The sequence below is a fragment of the bacterium genome (assembly GCA_041649255.1).
Taxonomy (GTDB): domain Bacteria; phylum Hydrothermota; class UBA3073; order JACQXS01; family JAQTXJ01; genus JAQTXJ01.
Genome location: JBAZNK010000009.1, coordinates 100,799 through 117,643, shown reverse-complemented (window position 1 = coordinate 117,643; position 16,845 = coordinate 100,799). Strand labels below are relative to the sequence as shown.

Here is a 16,845-nt window from a genome sequence, read left to right as displayed (position 1 = left end):
TATCAGAATAGAAGAGATAATGAAAATCTTATAAAAGGTGAAAACTATTCGGACTAACAAGTATCAATAAAATAAATTTTAAGCATGAGACACTTATTAAATACATCTTGGGAGATTTGGAATTTTTTGAAAGAAAATGCAGGGCTTGATGTAGAGAATTATGATTCTCATATCGTTAAAGAACTTTGTGAAGGGCTAAGCATTCCTTTCCCTTGCAAAGATTTAGGGGTTGAGCTTCAAGAACAAAACATCTCTTCGGGACTTTTTATAGGAGCTTTCTTAACAGCTATCCAACCATATGCTCAAATGATGACAGACATATGTGCATTTTTCTATCTGCATGATGTCAAAAAAACTAATAAGGAGATGAAAATACTATTTGATTTTGGGAAAGGGATAGAAGATTTAAAATTTGATATAAACCACTTTAAAGAAACGCTTTGTAAATATAGAAAAATTTCTGAGCGTATGACCATTTATGGTTGTAGTCAAAATGAATTATGGAAGCTCGCACAAATATTTAGAGACCTTTGGGAATATAAGCTTCAAACTTCTGATACGGGAAACTGGTTGTTAGATTATGAGCAAAATAAAAAATTTAACTTTCCACTTCCAATTTTACCATCTACGGGGATAAAAGAGATTGATTCATGGCTCCAAAAAGTATGGCATATTTTGGAAACTATTATTCTTGAATGTAGAAAATATGGTTCAAGCCTTGATGACCTTAAAAAATATGCCCATACATGGCAAGAAGAAAATTCAGAAATAAAAAATGAACAAGAAGAATCTTACGAGTCTATAAAACATTCTCAAGAACTTCCAAATTTCAAAAAATGGGATCCGTGGACACTTTATATTTTAAACAGTGATAGATGGCCAAGAAATATGTTACGAGGGCTTTTTGGCTTTAGCGAGAAACTTGTAAAAATTCCAGAAATTGAACGTATAAGCGAAGCTCAACCCATTATTCAGCAGATACAAGAATTCTTCTCTAATCTTCCACATTGGGAAGGGAAAAAAGAATTACTTATAAAAGAACTGTTAGATTTGTTAAATCTCCCAATTTGGAATAAACGCCATGAACTCTATCAAACATGGGTTTTAACGCAGATAGACAAGGCATTGGAAAAATATCCACGGACTATTTATCATGTAGAGGGTGTGTTAATTCTCAGGTTTTCTGGTACACATGTGGGAAGTATAGAAACAGAAAAAGGAAGAATCCACATTTGGAGTGAGTTACGTTCACCATTAACTAACCCTATTGGAGAAGGCCGTAAAGGGCATATTCAACCCGATTACTCACTAACTTTTGAGCCTATTACAGAACCATCTCAAACAGTTTTGGCAATAGAATGTAAGCAGTATCAAAGAGCAAAGTCTAAAAATTTTGTTGATGCACTTACTGACTATGCAAATGGTAGACCTAATGCTAAGGTTATTCTTGTAAATTATGAAAACATACCAGAGAAAATGTTGAGTCAAATAGATGAAAATTTAAAGCTAAGGACTTTGCCAATAGGGAACTTTATACCTGATAGATTAGAAAAGTTCAAGATTTTTAAAGATGCTTTTATCCAATCAATGCCTAACTTTACCAACTTTGGGAGAAAACTCGCCCTTAAAGAATTGCAATTTGACTTAATTGCCGTAGATATTTCAGCTTCTATGGAAAAAATTCTTGATGAACAAAGAGTTTTGAAAACTCTCCAAGTGATAATCAATGCTTCTCCTACTGCTAAGTTACTAGCAATTAATACATCCGCAACAAGAGAATGGCCAAAGGCAAATATTGGACTTAATGAACTACTTACTCTACCAAGAAATGGTAGTACCGATCTCCCCTCCGCCCTTTCAATTTATGATTTATCAAATTGCTCGGTTATACTTACGGATAATGATGGTTGGAATCAGTTAAACAAAATAAGTATTTTACCTTATTTAGTTATAGAGGCAAGAGCTGATAAAACTTTAGAGTTTTATTTCAGAGATTAGGAAAAAGGATACGACAGGAGTGCTTGCTTACTCGGCATCTTTAATTAAGAGATATGCTTGATATATGAAAGTTGTATCACAATCCTAATAATCGGTTAGCAAAAACAACAGGCAAATTCATGGGGATGGAAAAGTATATCTGTATGCAATTTAACTGTTTTTCAAGATGTATCAACTGAAAACATCCTTTTGAATAAGTTTTATTGACGAATTGTATGAGCTTGAGTTCATAAAAGGTGGTTACGATGCACTTGTCTCAGACATTCCGGGGGATTTTTTATTTGACATAATGTAGAAATAAATGTAAGGATGTAGGGGAGGAACCGATGGAAATAGAATTCTCTCAAAATAAGGCTATTTGGGAACTCATTATTAGACATCATAATGGGGCTCAAGAGATAGAACCATTTTTTGTGGATGAAATTATTAGTCTAAGGGGTTTTGCGGAAACAGGGGAGGAAGGATATACAGGTTTGTATAATTGGCTTAGAATACATCACAGTAAGTTTTTTCAAAAATATGTAATAGACAATGCCCAAAACGGGGTGGTAATTAAAATAGTTAAAGCGTTGAAAAAATATTTTGGAATTTTATAAAACAATGTAAACTTACTTGAATTATAAGGGAAAAATTGATTTTTAAAAAGAAATAATAATTTAATACTTATGGAGGATATATTATGGCATGGGTGTTGTGGTGGGATGGAGTAATTGAAACAATTAGCGGAATAACTAATGCTTGGCAACCAGAAAGATGTAAAACTGAGAAAGATTTTGAAAATTCTTTATTAAAAAAGCTACAAGAAGAGTTAAAAGACCAAAGAATTCAATCACAATATGGATCGGGAGCCCAACGTGTTGATATTGTTATTGATAAAAATATAGCTATTGAGATAAAAAAAGACTTAAAAAATACTTCCGTATTACAGCGACTTATTGGACAAATGGAATTATATATTAAAGATTGGGAATATTTATTTATTATCCTTTGTGGGAATATAAAACCTGATTTGTTAAAAGATTTAAAATCTTACATTGAGAATAAAAATTCTGAATTGGGTTGCATCTTTAATGATAGAGTTGTTTTGCTTATTAAAAATTAATTGTTTCCTCTTATTCTCAAATCCATTGCTTTTACTCCCAAAACTATTATTTTTTTATATTGGTTCATTTATCGGACTATTTGCAACCACTGTTTACCCCACTTTTTTATATTTTGGGGTGTTAATGGCAAAGCAAGGACATCACTATCTTTCTCCTTTAAAGTAAAATAACCGTCCCGCTTTTCCTTGACTGTCAATATAGTCCCGGGTAGCCAAATTTGTCTTATTCCTTTTTCTTCGTCTACCGCATGAATTTCCCCGAATGTTCTATATTTTTCTCCGATTTTCATTTTTCTCCTTTTTAAGACTTCCGAACAAAAACAATCTCACTACTCCTCTCTTTTTTGAAATAAACCCCTCTATTGTCAAAAAAAACATCTCTATAAAGAAATTTAAGCAATAGGTATAGTGTTATTTTCACAATCTCATCTTTTTGAGACATTTTTCCCATATCTTCCAATTCGGGTGGTAAAACTATAAACCGTTTTTGTAGCCAATTGTTATATTGCTTTACGTAAGGCATCTGCTGTTGATGTCGAATTGGCAAGTTTTCTTTGCATTCACCCAGCAGTTCTACAAAAAATTTTAACCTTCCCAATGCTCGCCTATATTCAATGTATTTTTCCTTAAACCTTGTTAAATTTCGGTTAAATATATCAAGCTCAAACTTATTAATCAGGAAAGCCATTATCTCTACGAAGAAGCAAAATCCCTCTAAGTATGCTTCAAAACTACTTTTTACTTCCTGTCCCAATGACATACTTGTCTTTCGTGAAGGTAAATTCTCCGAAAAATATTTGTTCTCCATCAACTTTTCCTCCCAATGTTTTTACAATATCCCCAAGGATAGAAAATAGTTTTTTCTTATAACTTTCCTCTATCCCCGCATATTCTTTTAATTGTTTGTCATACCGTTTTTCCCAGCTTGTTGATTTAAGCATAAAATCCTATCCTTTTTGTCGGTTCTTTATGTATTTTAGAATATTCTGCCTCCGAAGCACTCAATAAATCCTTCATATTAATTGTAATATCTTCTTTTGACCGTGATACTGCTTTTATGATTCCGCATAATACTGCATTCTTTATATATCCTCCCGAAAATGGGAATTTAGTCGCAAGAGCCGAGAAATTAACATCTGTAGCTATAGTTATATTTGTAGGAATCAGCATCCTCCATATCTTTTCTCGCTCATTAGCTCCCGGAGTATCAAAATTGATTTTGGAAGTAATCCGCCTATTTAATGCATCATCCAACATTACTTCTCTGTTTGTTGTCATAATTAATATACCTGTAAATTCCTCTATTTTCTGTAAAAAAAGCAATAGTTCCCTGTTATATGAACGGTCAATATGTCTTTCCCCGTCCACCCGCCGGGATAAAAGCGCATCCGCTTCATCTAAGAGCACTACGGGCTCTTCTTTTTCGGCAATCCGAAACATTTCTTCTATATGTTTTTCCGTGTTACCTACCCATTTTGATATCATTTTACTATAATTTACCACATATAATTTTTTATTTAACTCCTTGGCAATTCCTTCCGCAAGCAAGGTCTTCCCTGTGCCGGGAGTGCCACTGAACAATAGAATACAACCATACCCTTTCTCTATAGTTTTAGAAAGCTGTATCTTTTCGTTGATTGCTTTTCTATTTTTGATATAATTAATTAGCTCTTCTACTTGTTGTTTGTTTGATTGAGAGAGAACCACCGATGAAATGTCAGTTCTTGGGTTTCTTATGGTAAAAAGAGTTTGTGTATCTTCTTCGGATTTAGGTTTCTTGCTTTCAGTCGCCTGAATTCCAAGAATATAGTTTAGAATTTTGGGGTTAATTACAATATTCGTCTCTAAATAATTTTTATTTCCAAACATGAATTCACTGGCAAGAAAAATCTTATCTTTCATCAGTTTAGCGGAAGGTGCGAAGAATTTAGTTTTTTCAATAACTTCATTGGAGTTAGAGGCAAAGAATCGGAGAACTTTCCCAATTTCTATAAAATGGTCTCCACTCAAAGTCATAATTAAAGTAAGCATAAAAAATTCCTGCTCTTCTGTACACAGGGAATAATCTCTAATTACACTCAAAACAGGAAAGTCTTTGTTTCTCAGCATTGACAGTTTCATTTTTATCTGCATTCGTTTCCTCAGAGCCGTTGTTTGTTCAATATCAGTTTCCCCTCTCACAAACTGTAGCTTTTTAAGCATAGCAGTAAGTGTCTCCCATTCAGCGAATAACTCCTCTTGTGATTTATACTCCTTTATATCATTTGTAATTATTGTCTTTTCATCCATTTTAGTTTTTCCTGCCTTCCACAAATTGTTTCATTCGCAAATATACACTTTTATCTATTAAATGCTTTGATTTTAATAGAGTTTTCATAGTCAATAATTGTCCCTCCGGGTCAGCAATTAATACTTCTAACCTCGGACAGCCAAGGAGGAATCCGTTTGCTTGTTTCCAAGCATTAGCATTTTTGTTATCCAAATTAAACTGTACCTCAACATATTTGAATTGCTTCTGCGAAGCCGCCCACTGCCCTTTCTTACCCCTTATCCAGCCGGCAAATCGCATTAGTCCATGCCTGTTTCGGTCGATATTTTTTACTTTATATTTATCCAGAATTTCTAAATGGCTGGCGATCCAATCTTGATGCGTATCTGATACAACAAACTCTGTCCCATCAGGAGCTATCCAAAGTCTTGCTACCTTACCAAATTCTATTTTATTCATTTTATTATCTCCCCAACCGCATTGTCCCAACAGAACTTCCATCCGACCTAAATTTTACAAAATGTTTATTTATTATTTCCATTGATGGAACATAATGAATCTCATCTACTTTTCCGTCAGGCTCTATGTATAACCCAAGTAAACCGGGATAATTGATACAGCATCTATGGGAACCTTCAGTTTTCTGTATCAATTCAATGGCGTCCTTCTCGGAAGTACAGTCAGGTAATTCTACGGTTTGGTAGAATGCTGCCATTAGTCTGCGGATATAACAGGCAGGGAATCGAGGTAATTTAATTGCCTTTTGGTAGTTTTCATTGTCTAATTCCACTACATATTTTAATATTTCCATATCTACGCCTATTGCTTCCAAGTAACTGATTGGAATTTGTCTTTTTAGATAATGCCATTGTGCCCGATGAAATTCAAATTTTCTGAGATTAGCGTATCCTGTGGCAAGCATAAGTTCTGTATCATCCTTCCCGCAAGTCTCTAATTTCTGTTTTAAATAAGCTCTGATGTTCCGCCCATACTGATAGTCTTTTATCGTATTAATGGGCGGATTACTTAACCCCTGCACATTAAACGGAAACTTAGTTTTTTGTTGTTCCATTTTCCTCCTTATGCCCCCGCTGGACAAAGCCCGGCAGTTTTGTTTTTTATAAGACTATGCTTGCGTACATATATCCCAAGACTTAGCGAAAATTGATAGCACCCATCGGTTATAAGCATTACCTTATTATGTTTCTCTAATGCCGTATAACATATTTCTTTTATCTCCCGAACACCACCATTAGGAGTATTTTCACAACTTGAAGAACCCGTCAATCTCCCGCCACCATAATCAAACTCTACATTCGAGATGCAATCGATTGCACCCTGCCAATATTTTGATTCCACTGCGATTAAATGTTTGCTTTTTCTGACCTGCTCAAAAGTTAATTTATCAACAGCCTCTTTATTTAACCAATTGTTAGGGTTGTTCACTTCTCTTTCAAAATAGCACTTTAGGCACAATCTGTCCCCATCTACATCTACATAGTAGTTTTCCCATGTGTAATTTTCTGCCATAATTCTCTGACAGTCAGAACAAGTAAAATACCCCTCAGGTGTTTCATCCTGATGCTCCCCGCATAGGAAGATATGTCCTTTTGGAGTCTTGCTAAAAATGTCATAATAGTTTTTAAAGATAGTAGCTTTGTTGCCACATATTTCACATTCCTGTCCTTTTAAGATATCCTTCTTTTGTTTCCTTTTCTCTGCCCTCCACTGCTTTACTGCCTCATCGTTCATTTTATTTATATCTGGCAATGACCACATATTTTAATTACCTCCTTTTATTATTCAACCGTAGCTGTTATTTTATCTCCATGGTATTCACATTCTATTAGTTCTTTGGTAGCATTAATCTCTCCCTGCATATACCCATCGAAACTAATTCTTACCCGTTCTATCCCGCGTTGATTCTTAAAAACAATCCACTTGATATCTTTCATACTGCCCCCGCTTTTTGGTTTTTGTGCATTAGAACTAATTCGTCCGATGCTTCTTTTACTGGGATAAACCATTCAAGTATCCCCAGATTATCACAAGACCAGAATATTTCTTTACCTATATGACCCGTACCATTTACAGTATGGTCTGGGGTTATAACATTTTCGAAAGCCGCCTCTAAGGCTCTTCCCGTTGAGCTATTCTCACAGGGGACAGATTCAATAGTATGCGTCTCGCTGTCTTCTATAATCAGGAAGCCAAGACCGCTACACCAGCTCCCGCCGAAGCCCTGGATTTTGCCCTTATACACCGTGACATGGTAGCCTTTTACAGCCGAGCAATGCTTATTCACTTTTATCTCCTACAGGACTCCGGCGAGAGTGCCCGTTATCTCCTTCGTTCTTTTTATTATCCTGTTTCCCGATTTCTTTACCTATCACCATTTTCATATCTTTTACCTTGGCACCGAATATCTTTTCAATCATCTTTTGAATATTTGCACAGGCTTTGTAGCTTTCAGATTCAGGGTCTTTTTTGCTCAAACCATAATACTCCCCATCAAAACCTGCCATAATTTGGGATGCCCCGTATTCAGGATGATTCTGAAAGTCTTCGGGTTTAATTGTCCGGCAGAATTCGCTGACAGACCACAGGCATCTTGGCGGGTAATACTTGCTCTTATATTTTTGACTTATTTCATAGTACTCTTTGGCGGAAGATTCTACTTTAGCTAACAACTCCGTATCTGTATTATAAGCCGCGTCCCATTTCCGCGTTAACCACCACCCGATATCTTTTATAATCTTATCCTGATTTGGCATTGCATGTCCTTGTTCCATAATAATCGGACAGATTAAATACTCGCCCTCGTCTTTTAAATCGATAGAGCAACTGACTTTTTTGCTAACCTCAGCAAGCGCCCCCGTAATTATAGCCGCATTCAATTCATTCCCGCCCACTTTGCAGAACCCGGATAATTCCTGTTGCCATTCGGGGTTATGTAGAGATACCAATTTTTCTTTAACCAGTTGAAAATTAATATCTACAGGATGCATTCCTTTTTTCTGTAACTCATCATATCGGGCATTCACTTTATCCCAACTACTCTTGGTTTCCCAATTCGGATAAATTCCAACACTTAAATCGAAGCTCTCGCAAGTCCATTCACAAGCCTTATCAGCGGTTTTATCTATCTCGTACATAATCTTCAAATCCTGTATATCAAATAATTGTTTGCCTTTTGGTCGTATGTCCCAATGAAGCGTTCTTCCCATTTTTTTTGACCTCCCTCTAAAGTGTAGATCAAGAAAAAAGTGGGATTGGCCGGGACAAAATGAAAAAATAATGATTTTTATACAAATATGGGTTAATTTAGGGGTTTTTCGACCTATTTAGTAGCAATTTGAGGATAATCCGAGGATAAAAACAGTAAAAAACAATCTTTATCTAACAATTATTACTTTCTTCTTATTTAATTTTTTATTTCCTCAATATTCAATTTCCACTGACCTTTACGCTTAATAAAAAGGAATATTGCTGTTTCTTCTGAAAACCTGTTTTCATAATTAGATATACATTTTAAGGTCAACTCCTTAGCGTTTTCACCTATTTCTTTGTCATAAAGAACAACAAACTGCGTTCCCTTGAATAGATTCATTAATCTTTTTATAATCTCTTGCATTTCTGGAGTAGTCATTATTACTTCTATGAATCTTTTTTCTTCTATTTGCTTATTGCCTAACTTCCCGGAAGAATACATGGCTCTGAAATAATCTAAATCTATACCATTAAGAAATTTCCTCATATTCCCCTCTTGGGATGCTTTAGTTAATACTTCAAGTGTTTTCTGGGGAGTGCTAAACTCATTATATAACTTACAACCAATAAGAAAAATTACTATTGTAAATACATATTTACTTTTTGTCCCCATATCTTGCCTCCTACTTAAAATTATGTTTCAACAAGACAAATAATTAATCCCTGACGCACCGGACACTAAAACCAAAAGTCTCGTAGCAGCCATAAGAGTCAACATAAGCGTTAAAGTAGCGTATGTGAAGTGTCAATGCACCTACCCCGTAACTGTCCTCCGTAGTAGACCACCAGTAACCGCAGATCCCCATATCGCTGAACGCACCACCATCGTAGAACACACCTCTAAAGGTGCCGCGACCACCACCCGGAAGCGCCGAAAAACCACTTTCGTTAGTTGCCTCACCGTTAGGGCTTTTCCAATGTGTTGTGCCTGCTTCTTTCATTTCTCCTCCTGCCACATATCTTCCACGCAAACAGTCGGTAAGAATTGTCCATTCATTATGGGTAGGTATGTGCCAGCCTTCAGGGGCTAAACCACGTGGGTCGTTTACAGCGTACCAATTATATAACTTGCCATAAGTTTTCCCATTTTCCGCATTGTTTTCATAATAACACCATGCGCCAGTGTTTAAGTTTGTCCATTCCTCTGCGTCTTGCACTTGCGGTATGGGGTCACCATTGCGATAATAGCTTACGTTCAGGTTTTCTGCCATCCATTCCTGTTTACCTATCTTTACCGTTTTATAGGTATTTCCGTCTTTATCAGTCATTTGAGTTAAGGAAAAATATTTTACCGGACGACCCTTGACGCAACGAACGCTAAGACCAGACTTCTTGTTGAGATTACCACGGAACACACCATCGTCATCGCAGGACATGTAACGGGTACATCCATCCGTGGTATTGTACTCCATAGTAGACCACCAGTGACCAAGGATTCCCATAACGAGGAACTTACCTAAGCGACAACCATCCGGAAGCGCCGAAAAACCACTTTCGTTGGTTGCGTTGGCGTTAGTACGTAACCAATGACTTCTGCCTGATTCTTTCATTTTACCGCCTGCCACACTTTCTCCACCTAAACGGTCTGTAAGAATTGCCCATTCGCGATCGGTAGGTATATGCCAACCTTCGGGTGCTAACCCACGTGGGTCGTTTACTGCATACCAGTTATATAATTTGCCGTAGGTTTTTCCGCTTTCCGTATTGTTTTCATAATAGCACCACGCACCTGTGCTTAAGTTGCTCCATTCATTTGCGTCTTGTACTTGTGGTATGGGGTCACCATTGCGATAATAGCTTACATTCAGGTTTTCTGCCATCCATTCTTGGTTACCTATTTTTACCGTTTTATAGGTATTACCGTCTTTATCAGTCATTTGTGCCATACTTACTTTACCGGTAAAACCTATAAACAAAAGAGCTATAAAGATTAATTGCCCTTGTTTTGAAATATAGTTACCTATTTTCATATCCACCTCCCTATTTTTTTAATTTTACATACAAACTCATTACTATTGCCCGTATTACCTATCCACAACCGAAACCGTAACTGCCCTTAAATAGACTTAAGAGTAATAGAGTACCCCGAAATTATCGGGGCAATTGCACTTGGCCATTCAAGGGTTTTGCCAAGCAAATGAATTGCTAATCAGATTTCAAAAAATAATACTAATCTACTTTTCACTCTTTTTTCTTAGAAGGTACAAAAAAGTTACATTTTTCTTTGCTACCACATTCATCTGGTTCTTTAAGAACATAGGAACAAATTTGAGGATTAAACACTACACTAGTATTATTACATTTAATCTTACCATCTGCTAATCCCCCATTCGATTCACACTTCATAATATCTCGCCTCCTTTTTGGCTAATGCAAATTTTAGTTTCTCAAACTTTATCTTATTTACATCCTCTTTCTCACTTGTTTAACGGGCAATTACTATTTTTTCTGTTTGGCTAAAATTCTCTGTTGTAAGTTTTATAAAATAAATTCCAGTTGAGAAGCCTTTAGCGGAGAAATTGATATCATAATTTCCTGCCTCTTTCTGCTCATTAACAAGTGTTTGCACCTCTCTGCCAGTAATATCGTGGATTTTAAGAGAAACTATGGTTTTAATAGGGAGTGAATATTTTACGGTTGTGGAGTAATTAAATAGATTAGGAGAAACTTTAAATTCTTCTTTCTTAGCAGTCAATATTTTTTCTTTGATTCCTGCCGGTTCCTTACCAAGTCTTATTAAATATGCATCATCCCCGCCGGCACCAAAAAACCATTCCCATCCTGCAACTATGAAACCATTGTCGGAAGTCTGTTGAACTGAATTAGCATTAAAATACATTCCACCATAGGTTCCCGTCCATAAAACATCCCCAGAAGAATTTGTTTTTATAAGATTCTCAACACCATTTTCTGCGATAATAAATCCCCCATCTGAAGTCTGTCGAACTGAATAAGCCATGTTTTGACTAATTCCACCATAATAAGTTTTTGTCCAAAGAGTATTCCCTAAAGAATTTGTCCTGATGAGATAAACATCCCAATTACCTGCTCCAAAAGAGCGTGTATAACCTGTAATAATAAACCCGCTATCAGAAGTTTGCTGAACGGAAGTACCCATATCCTGATCAGTTCCACCATAAGTTTTTGTCCAGACTGTGTCACCTGAAAAATTCGTTTTTATAAGATAGACATCGGCTCCGCCTGCTCCGAAAGAGCGTGTCCATCCTGCGACAACAAATCCTCCGTCATAGGTTTGTTGAACTGAATAAGCGCCATCATTGCTTGTTCCACCATAAGTTTTTGCCCATATTGTACCACCTGAAGAATTAGTTTTTCTAAGATAGACATTTCCGCTTGACTGTCCTGCAACAATAAATCCAGTATCAGAAGTCTGTTGAACCGAATAAGCATATTCCCCACTCGTTGTCCAAAGTATATTTCCATTAGAATTGGTTTTTATTAACATATCTCCTCCGGCACAGGCAATAATAAATCCGCCGTCAAAAGTCTGCTGAACTGAATTGCCCGACTCATCGCCAGGTCCGCCGAAAGTTCTTGTCCAGACAGTATCACCAGAAGAGTTAACTCGAATAAGATAAACATCCCATCCACCTGCTCCGAAAGAATTTGTTGCACCTGCAACTATAAACCCTCCGTCCGAAGTCTGTTGAACTGACATTCCCTCGTCTCCACCTATACCACCATAAGTTCTTGTCCATAGGGTATCCGGGGCTGATGCGTTTACAATAGCAACAAAGTTAATTAAACATATTCCTATAAAACCCACTCTCGTTGAACGTTTTAACATTATTTCCTCCTATTTGTTTTCCCTAAGAATACTCCGACTTATCAATTAGTTAACTTCCTCCTTGCCCCGTAATAAAAAAAGGGCGCCCGCATTGCTCAGCCACAGCCGAAGCTATGACTACCATGTCACTGACTAAAGAGCAACGAAGCACCCCGAGTTTTCGGGGCAACCCACTTGGCAGTGACATGGTTTTAGACAAGTGAATCGCTAAAAATACTTACTTTTAGATATCAAAGAACATTAACTGTTATCAAATTAAACATAAATTTCAAACTGTCAACTAAAAACAACTCTGAACTTGCGTTCAAAACCTAAATTCCCATTTTATTGAATCTAAAAAGGAATTTTTTTAGGTTATAACACCTTATATGTTATGGTAAGGCTTGTCATGGCTCTAAATTTTACAATCTGGAAGATGAATCAATAATTCTATCTTCCCCAATAGATTATTTTGAGTCTCTATGTGGTATGAATTTGTTTTTCTTATTAACTGGGAATAATAAATTGTAAACTTAAATTATATAGTGGGTATATTCTTTAGATTTTGTCTCTTCTTCTTAAAGAAATCATGCCTTTTTAATACCCCGTAGACTCCTGTATGTCCTACTTTATACCCTAAGCTGATAAAATGTTGTGCTATTTTATTACATCCTTTTTTTCGATGCCTTCTCTTATAGTCTATTATTTGGATTTCTAACTCTTCTGTGATTTTTCTTGCCATGTGATTAGGAATACTACGAAATTCTAACTGTTCCCACCATGGTTCCGGAAGCTGGTCGTCACGGACAGGAAAACGATAATCCTTTGTCTTTGCCATTGAATCTATTAAAAATTTTTTCCTTTCACGCCCATCGGGAGTCTTACAAATAATTTTTTCCCCAAATACTTTGTAAAAGCTTTTTTCATTGAGTCCTTTTTCATAGTTTTTGAACCATTTTGTTTTTTGTAAAAAAGAAAGCATATGCTTTCTATCAAAGTATCCTGAGAAACGATACTGATATTCCCTTCTTCTTTTTTTCCAATAAAGGAATTGTCTCTTGGTTATAGAAAATTTCTTACAAACCTCCTCAACTGATGCAAAGTTTTCTTCCTGCCAATCAAGAATTTCACATTTTTTTCTTGCCTTCGCCTCTTCCCGGTCTGAAATCAAACTCATTTCCTACCCTTTTAAAACAAAAAAGCACGTCTGTCAACGAAAAAACAAGTGTCTCAGGATAAAAGTGAAATAATTGTTTATTTTGGGGGATCAAAAGGGTTGTTGTTCAAGGGAAATAAAAATATTGGGCCAAAAATACGATTTTTTGGATTTTAATATATAGGAGGAGGTGGCATGAAGCAAAAAATCGGCAGTATTATAACAACTGTAGCCGAACAGTTAAACAAAAAAGCACGTCTGTCAACGAAAAAACAAGTGTCTCAGGATAAAAATGAAATAATTGTTTATTTTGGGGAGTCAAAAGGGTTGTTGTTCAAGGGAAATAAAAAATATTGGGCCAAAAATACGATTTTTTGGATTTTAATATGTAGGAGGAGGGGAATATGAAGCAAGAAATCGGCAATATTGTAACAACTGTAGCCGAACAGTTATTAGATAGTTGGACTGATGCTCAAAATGAGTATCAGAATTGCGGGAGGGGAGGAAATATGAATAGCACATCAAATGTGTTAGAAAATGAGGGTGCAAATGTATGCACCCTAAATATGCTACCTGAAGTTCCACATAATGACATCAGGCAGGAGATTTTACAACTTAGAGATACAGTAGAAAGGTCTTACTTGCGGCTGTCTAAATTACTATTTGAAGTCAGACACAAGGGGCTTTACAAGGATTGGGGGTATCCGACATTTAAAGATTATTGCGAAAAGGAAATCGACTTCGGTTTTCGGAAAGCGCGATATCTGACTTTGATTCAGGAAAAGTTACCTGAATTTACTGACAGTTCTACAAGACAAGCGGTTGAAGATCAGTTTGTAGAAATTGGCTGGTATAAAGCAAGTAAAATAGCACGAATTGCAAAAAAAGAAAATGTGCAGGAATTAATAACCGAAGCAAAACAGTTGTCTGCTCGCCAAGTAGATGAAAAAATTAGAGCCTTGATAAATGGCAAACCCGAAAGGAAAACATATCCTAAGAATTTTGTTCTTTGTGAGGATCAAGCCAAAACTGTAGATGAAGCCTTAGAAATGGCTCAAAGACTTGACAAAACATACTCGCCAGGTTGTGCATTATCCCTTATCTGTTTGGAATTCATGAGTAATAGGATAAAAGAATCCAATGAATTGGAAAGTTTACTTATGAAACTAGAAGAAAGATTTCATATTTTCTTGATCGCCCTTGACAAAGAGAGTGGGAACATAACATATTCCCGCGAAAATGCATTTGAAACACAGGGGGAAACAGAACTTCCACTATCTACCAAATCTACTTTGTCTGGCAGGACCACACAGGCCACGGATAACAATAATGAAACTTATGACTTTGTTTATAAAGTTGTAGAAATAGGTGATTTGATAACTTCTGACAATTCAAACTATCCATCAGAATATCAGCCAAGGGACCGAGATAGGATACCTTCACGAGGTCAGATAGAAAAAATTGCAAGGCACCTTAATCCCAACAGATTGCTTGCAGATAATGGCGACTTAACAACAGGAAGTCCGATTATAGGGTCAGACAGTATTGTTGAAAGCGGCAATGGAAGAGTAATGGCTCTTCGCGAATCTACTCTTTACCCCAAGTATAAAATAGCTTTATTCAATAGAGCTTCTGATTTTGGACTTAAGCTGAATAACATTATTAATATGAATAAACCCATATTAGTTAGAGAAAGAACTACTCCTCTGACTCCTGCCGAAAGAATTACATTCACACAAAGAGCAAATGTCTCTAGTGTTGCACAACTGACAAGTCCCGAATTAGCAGGAATAGATGCACAAAGGTTGTCTGATGACATTTATAATAATTTCTATCAACCTGAAGGGAAAACAGCAGAAGAATCTCTGCGTATGGGTAGCAACAGAGCTTTTGTAAGTAAATTTTTTAGTTTAGTGTCTGTAGAGGAAATGTCGAAATATGTTAACTTGCAGGGTGAAATAAATAAAGAGGGAATATATAGGATTGTCAATGCACTGTTAGTAAAAACTTTTGGAGCGGGGCAAGTAATTAGTAATTTTATTGAAAGTAGTGATATTGGTATTAAAAACATAGGCAATGGCATCATGAAAAGTCTTGGCAATCTGAATAAAGCACAACTGCGCATAGAAACCCAAGAATATGATCCAAACCTTTCTATTTCCAATGATATATTGACAGTAGCAAAAGAATTACAGAGAATGAGAGACAATGGAATATCCCTTGACGAACAATATTTGAATCAAGAGCAACTCTTTGAACGTGCTTTAAATCCATTACAAGAAGTTTTATTTATAGAATTACTAAAGAGAAAAAATAGTGCAAAAGCAATTGCATCTCTATTTAATTATTATGCTGAAAGAATAAATAGAATGCCTGTAAAGGATCAAGTATCTGCCTTCCCTTTTCCAAAGGTAAGTAAGGAAGAAATTTTCAATGAAATTAAGAACCTCTCCTCATATCCCTTATTAAAAGCAGTTCAACTTCCTGACCCTCAAAACTCGGATTCTATCAGCAATCTTTGTCAGACTTGTCAAAAGCTGGGGGAGGAATCAAGTTCTGAACAAAAGGTTTATCAGAACTAACAAACCTTTTGTATATGCTCCCTCTGCCTTTGTTGAATTCATCAAAGGCAGAGGGAGCTCAAATCAAAAATGGGGATAAGATTAGGTTTTTAACCCCAAAATCTGACATTAGAAAAGAAGTATCCCTTGCAAGAAAGAGGTTTTTTACCACCAACCCTACTGCTTCGGGCTTGACGAATGGGCAGAAAAGTTTCAACATTTTGGTATCAACACAGAATATAAATTTTTGGATATGACCACAAATAGAGAATATTAATAATAATTCCGGCCGGAATAAAGACTTTTTTGATCTCTAAGTAATATAGAAGAGAAAAATATGAGAATTAATAATGTAGTTATGAATAAGATTAATTTGGTTTGTCTTAAAAAACACCCGACCCGGCCAAAATTGAACTTTTTTTGATCTCGTATTGTAGAAGATAAGAATCAATTTATTGAATAAAATGCATATTTTTGAGAAAAGGTTAGAAGGAATAATAATATATGAAATATTAATACGATTAACATTTATCAAGAATAATAATTCAAGATACGATAATCCCGGTAAAAAAGGAACATTTTTTGATCTCGTATTTTAGAAAGATGCCCATAATAAAAAAATATAAAATAATTAAGGAGGTGAGGTAGTATGATATTGAAAATAAGGAATAAATAGTAGATATTTGTAATTAATGAGACTTA

At 35.8% G+C, this 16,845-nt stretch carries 20 protein-coding genes; 5 read left to right on the top strand and 15 right to left on the bottom strand.

Features of this window, described 5'->3' with window-relative positions; all coding sequences use genetic code 11:
* Positions 1-126: 126 nt before the first annotated feature.
* The 3 genes from WC614_07665 to WC614_07655 all read left to right on the top strand — a co-directional run bounded on the left by WC614_07665 (position 127) and on the right by WC614_07655 (position 3,100).
* Positions 127-1,998, top strand: a complete 1,872-nt coding sequence (locus WC614_07665) for a hypothetical protein (protein ID MFA5032880.1) — start codon at positions 127-129, stop codon at positions 1,996-1,998.
* A gap of 326 nt (positions 1,999-2,324) precedes the next feature.
* On the top strand, positions 2,325-2,594 hold the full coding sequence (locus WC614_07660) for a hypothetical protein (protein ID MFA5032879.1): 270 nt from the start codon (positions 2,325-2,327) through the stop codon (positions 2,592-2,594).
* Between the two features lie 83 nt (positions 2,595-2,677).
* Complete coding sequence (locus WC614_07655; protein MFA5032878.1) at positions 2,678-3,100, top strand: hypothetical protein; 423 nt, start codon at positions 2,678-2,680, stop codon at positions 3,098-3,100.
* 68 nt (positions 3,101-3,168) lie between these two features.
* Here the strand turns inward: WC614_07655 and WC614_07650 are convergent, their stop codons facing one another.
* The 15 genes from WC614_07650 to WC614_07580 form a co-directional block, all read right to left on the bottom strand.
* Entirely contained in the window at positions 3,169-3,390 is a 222-nt protein-coding gene (locus WC614_07650) for a hypothetical protein (protein MFA5032877.1), read from the bottom strand.
* An 11-nt stretch (positions 3,391-3,401) separates the two neighbouring features.
* Complete coding sequence (locus tag WC614_07645; protein ID MFA5032876.1) at positions 3,402-3,908, bottom strand: hypothetical protein; 507 nt, start codon at positions 3,906-3,908, stop codon at positions 3,402-3,404.
* On the bottom strand, positions 3,832-4,041 hold the full coding sequence (locus WC614_07640) for a hypothetical protein (GenBank protein ID MFA5032875.1): 210 nt from the start codon (positions 4,039-4,041) through the stop codon (positions 3,832-3,834). The genes WC614_07645 and WC614_07640 overlap by 77 nt, the downstream gene beginning before the upstream one ends.
* Entirely contained in the window at positions 4,034-5,389 is a 1,356-nt protein-coding gene (locus WC614_07635; GenBank protein MFA5032874.1) for an ATP-binding protein, read from the bottom strand. Before WC614_07635 ends, WC614_07640 begins: the two co-directional genes overlap by 8 nt.
* A gap of 1 nt (position 5,390) precedes the next feature.
* Positions 5,391-5,828 carry a hypothetical protein gene (locus tag WC614_07630; protein MFA5032873.1) on the bottom strand — a complete coding sequence of 146 codons (438 nt, stop codon included), beginning with the start codon at positions 5,826-5,828 and terminating at the stop codon, positions 5,391-5,393.
* 4 nt (positions 5,829-5,832) lie between these two features.
* Positions 5,833-6,441: a hypothetical protein gene (locus WC614_07625; protein MFA5032872.1), complete on the bottom strand. Its 609-nt coding sequence runs from the start codon at positions 6,439-6,441 to the stop codon at positions 5,833-5,835.
* A gap of 8 nt (positions 6,442-6,449) precedes the next feature.
* A complete protein-coding gene (locus WC614_07620; GenBank protein ID MFA5032871.1) occupies positions 6,450-7,148 on the bottom strand; it encodes a hypothetical protein in 699 nt (232 codons plus the stop codon).
* A gap of 20 nt (positions 7,149-7,168) precedes the next feature.
* Positions 7,169-7,324: a hypothetical protein gene (locus WC614_07615; protein MFA5032870.1), complete on the bottom strand. Its 156-nt coding sequence runs from the start codon at positions 7,322-7,324 to the stop codon at positions 7,169-7,171.
* Positions 7,321-7,674, bottom strand: a complete 354-nt coding sequence (locus tag WC614_07610) for a hypothetical protein (GenBank protein ID MFA5032869.1) — start codon at positions 7,672-7,674, stop codon at positions 7,321-7,323. Before WC614_07610 ends, WC614_07615 begins: the two co-directional genes overlap by 4 nt.
* Positions 7,667-8,596: a hypothetical protein gene (locus WC614_07605; GenBank protein ID MFA5032868.1), complete on the bottom strand. Its 930-nt coding sequence runs from the start codon at positions 8,594-8,596 to the stop codon at positions 7,667-7,669. The genes WC614_07610 and WC614_07605 overlap by 8 nt, the downstream gene beginning before the upstream one ends.
* Before the next feature lie 197 nt (positions 8,597-8,793).
* Positions 8,794-9,252, bottom strand: a complete 459-nt coding sequence (locus WC614_07600; protein ID MFA5032867.1) for a hypothetical protein — start codon at positions 9,250-9,252, stop codon at positions 8,794-8,796.
* A 43-nt stretch (positions 9,253-9,295) separates the two neighbouring features.
* Positions 9,296-10,609: a fibrobacter succinogenes major paralogous domain-containing protein gene (locus tag WC614_07595; protein ID MFA5032866.1), complete on the bottom strand. Its 1,314-nt coding sequence runs from the start codon at positions 10,607-10,609 to the stop codon at positions 9,296-9,298.
* Positions 10,610-10,820: 211 nt separating this feature from the next.
* Positions 10,821-10,985, bottom strand: coding sequence for a hypothetical protein (locus WC614_07590; protein ID MFA5032865.1), 165 nt, complete (start codon positions 10,983-10,985; stop codon positions 10,821-10,823).
* 79 nt (positions 10,986-11,064) lie between these two features.
* Entirely contained in the window at positions 11,065-12,447 is a 1,383-nt protein-coding gene (locus tag WC614_07585) for a T9SS type A sorting domain-containing protein (GenBank protein ID MFA5032864.1), read from the bottom strand.
* Positions 12,448-12,964: 517 nt separating this feature from the next.
* Complete coding sequence (locus WC614_07580; protein MFA5032863.1) at positions 12,965-13,603, bottom strand: hypothetical protein; 639 nt, start codon at positions 13,601-13,603, stop codon at positions 12,965-12,967.
* A 174-nt stretch (positions 13,604-13,777) separates the two neighbouring features.
* Between WC614_07580 and WC614_07575 the strand changes: the two genes are divergently transcribed.
* The gene (locus tag WC614_07575; protein MFA5032862.1) at positions 13,778-13,990 is read left to right on the top strand and encodes a hypothetical protein; all 213 of its coding nucleotides are present in this window, start codon (positions 13,778-13,780) and stop codon (positions 13,988-13,990) included.
* Positions 13,987-16,164 (top strand): hypothetical protein, encoded by a 2,178-nt coding sequence (locus WC614_07570; protein MFA5032861.1) that lies wholly within the window; start codon positions 13,987-13,989, stop codon positions 16,162-16,164. Before WC614_07575 ends, WC614_07570 begins: the two co-directional genes overlap by 4 nt.
* The last annotated feature ends 681 nt before the right edge of the window (positions 16,165-16,845 follow it).

Excerpts from the sequence above, each read along its gene's own strand:
- WC614_07660 (MFA5032879.1), top strand. The coding sequence starts at position 2,325 with ATGGAAATAGAATTCTCTCAAAATAAGGCTATTTGGGAACTCATTATT.
- WC614_07655 (MFA5032878.1), top strand. The coding sequence starts at position 2,678 with ATGGCATGGGTGTTGTGGTGGGATGGAGTAATTGAAACAATTAGCGGA.
- WC614_07650 (MFA5032877.1), bottom strand. The coding sequence starts at position 3,390 with ATGAAAATCGGAGAAAAATATAGAACATTCGGGGAAATTCATGCGGTA.
- WC614_07645 (MFA5032876.1), bottom strand. The coding sequence starts at position 3,908 with ATGGAGAACAAATATTTTTCGGAGAATTTACCTTCACGAAAGACAAGT.
- WC614_07640 (MFA5032875.1), bottom strand. The coding sequence starts at position 4,041 with ATGCTTAAATCAACAAGCTGGGAAAAACGGTATGACAAACAATTAAAA.
- WC614_07635 (MFA5032874.1), bottom strand. The coding sequence starts at position 5,389 with ATGGATGAAAAGACAATAATTACAAATGATATAAAGGAGTATAAATCA.
- WC614_07630 (MFA5032873.1), bottom strand. The coding sequence starts at position 5,828 with ATGAATAAAATAGAATTTGGTAAGGTAGCAAGACTTTGGATAGCTCCT.
- WC614_07625 (MFA5032872.1), bottom strand. The coding sequence starts at position 6,441 with ATGGAACAACAAAAAACTAAGTTTCCGTTTAATGTGCAGGGGTTAAGT.
- WC614_07620 (MFA5032871.1), bottom strand. The coding sequence starts at position 7,148 with ATGTGGTCATTGCCAGATATAAATAAAATGAACGATGAGGCAGTAAAG.
- WC614_07615 (MFA5032870.1), bottom strand. The coding sequence starts at position 7,324 with ATGAAAGATATCAAGTGGATTGTTTTTAAGAATCAACGCGGGATAGAA.
- WC614_07605 (MFA5032868.1), bottom strand. The coding sequence starts at position 8,596 with ATGGGAAGAACGCTTCATTGGGACATACGACCAAAAGGCAAACAATTA.
- WC614_07600 (MFA5032867.1), bottom strand. The coding sequence starts at position 9,252 with ATGGGGACAAAAAGTAAATATGTATTTACAATAGTAATTTTTCTTATT.
- WC614_07595 (MFA5032866.1), bottom strand. The coding sequence starts at position 10,609 with ATGAAAATAGGTAACTATATTTCAAAACAAGGGCAATTAATCTTTATA.
- WC614_07590 (MFA5032865.1), bottom strand. The coding sequence starts at position 10,985 with ATGAAGTGTGAATCGAATGGGGGATTAGCAGATGGTAAGATTAAATGT.
- WC614_07585 (MFA5032864.1), bottom strand. The coding sequence starts at position 12,447 with ATGTTAAAACGTTCAACGAGAGTGGGTTTTATAGGAATATGTTTAATT.
- WC614_07580 (MFA5032863.1), bottom strand. The coding sequence starts at position 13,603 with ATGAGTTTGATTTCAGACCGGGAAGAGGCGAAGGCAAGAAAAAAATGT.
- WC614_07575 (MFA5032862.1), top strand. The coding sequence starts at position 13,778 with ATGAAGCAAAAAATCGGCAGTATTATAACAACTGTAGCCGAACAGTTA.
- WC614_07570 (MFA5032861.1), top strand. The coding sequence starts at position 13,987 with ATGAAGCAAGAAATCGGCAATATTGTAACAACTGTAGCCGAACAGTTA.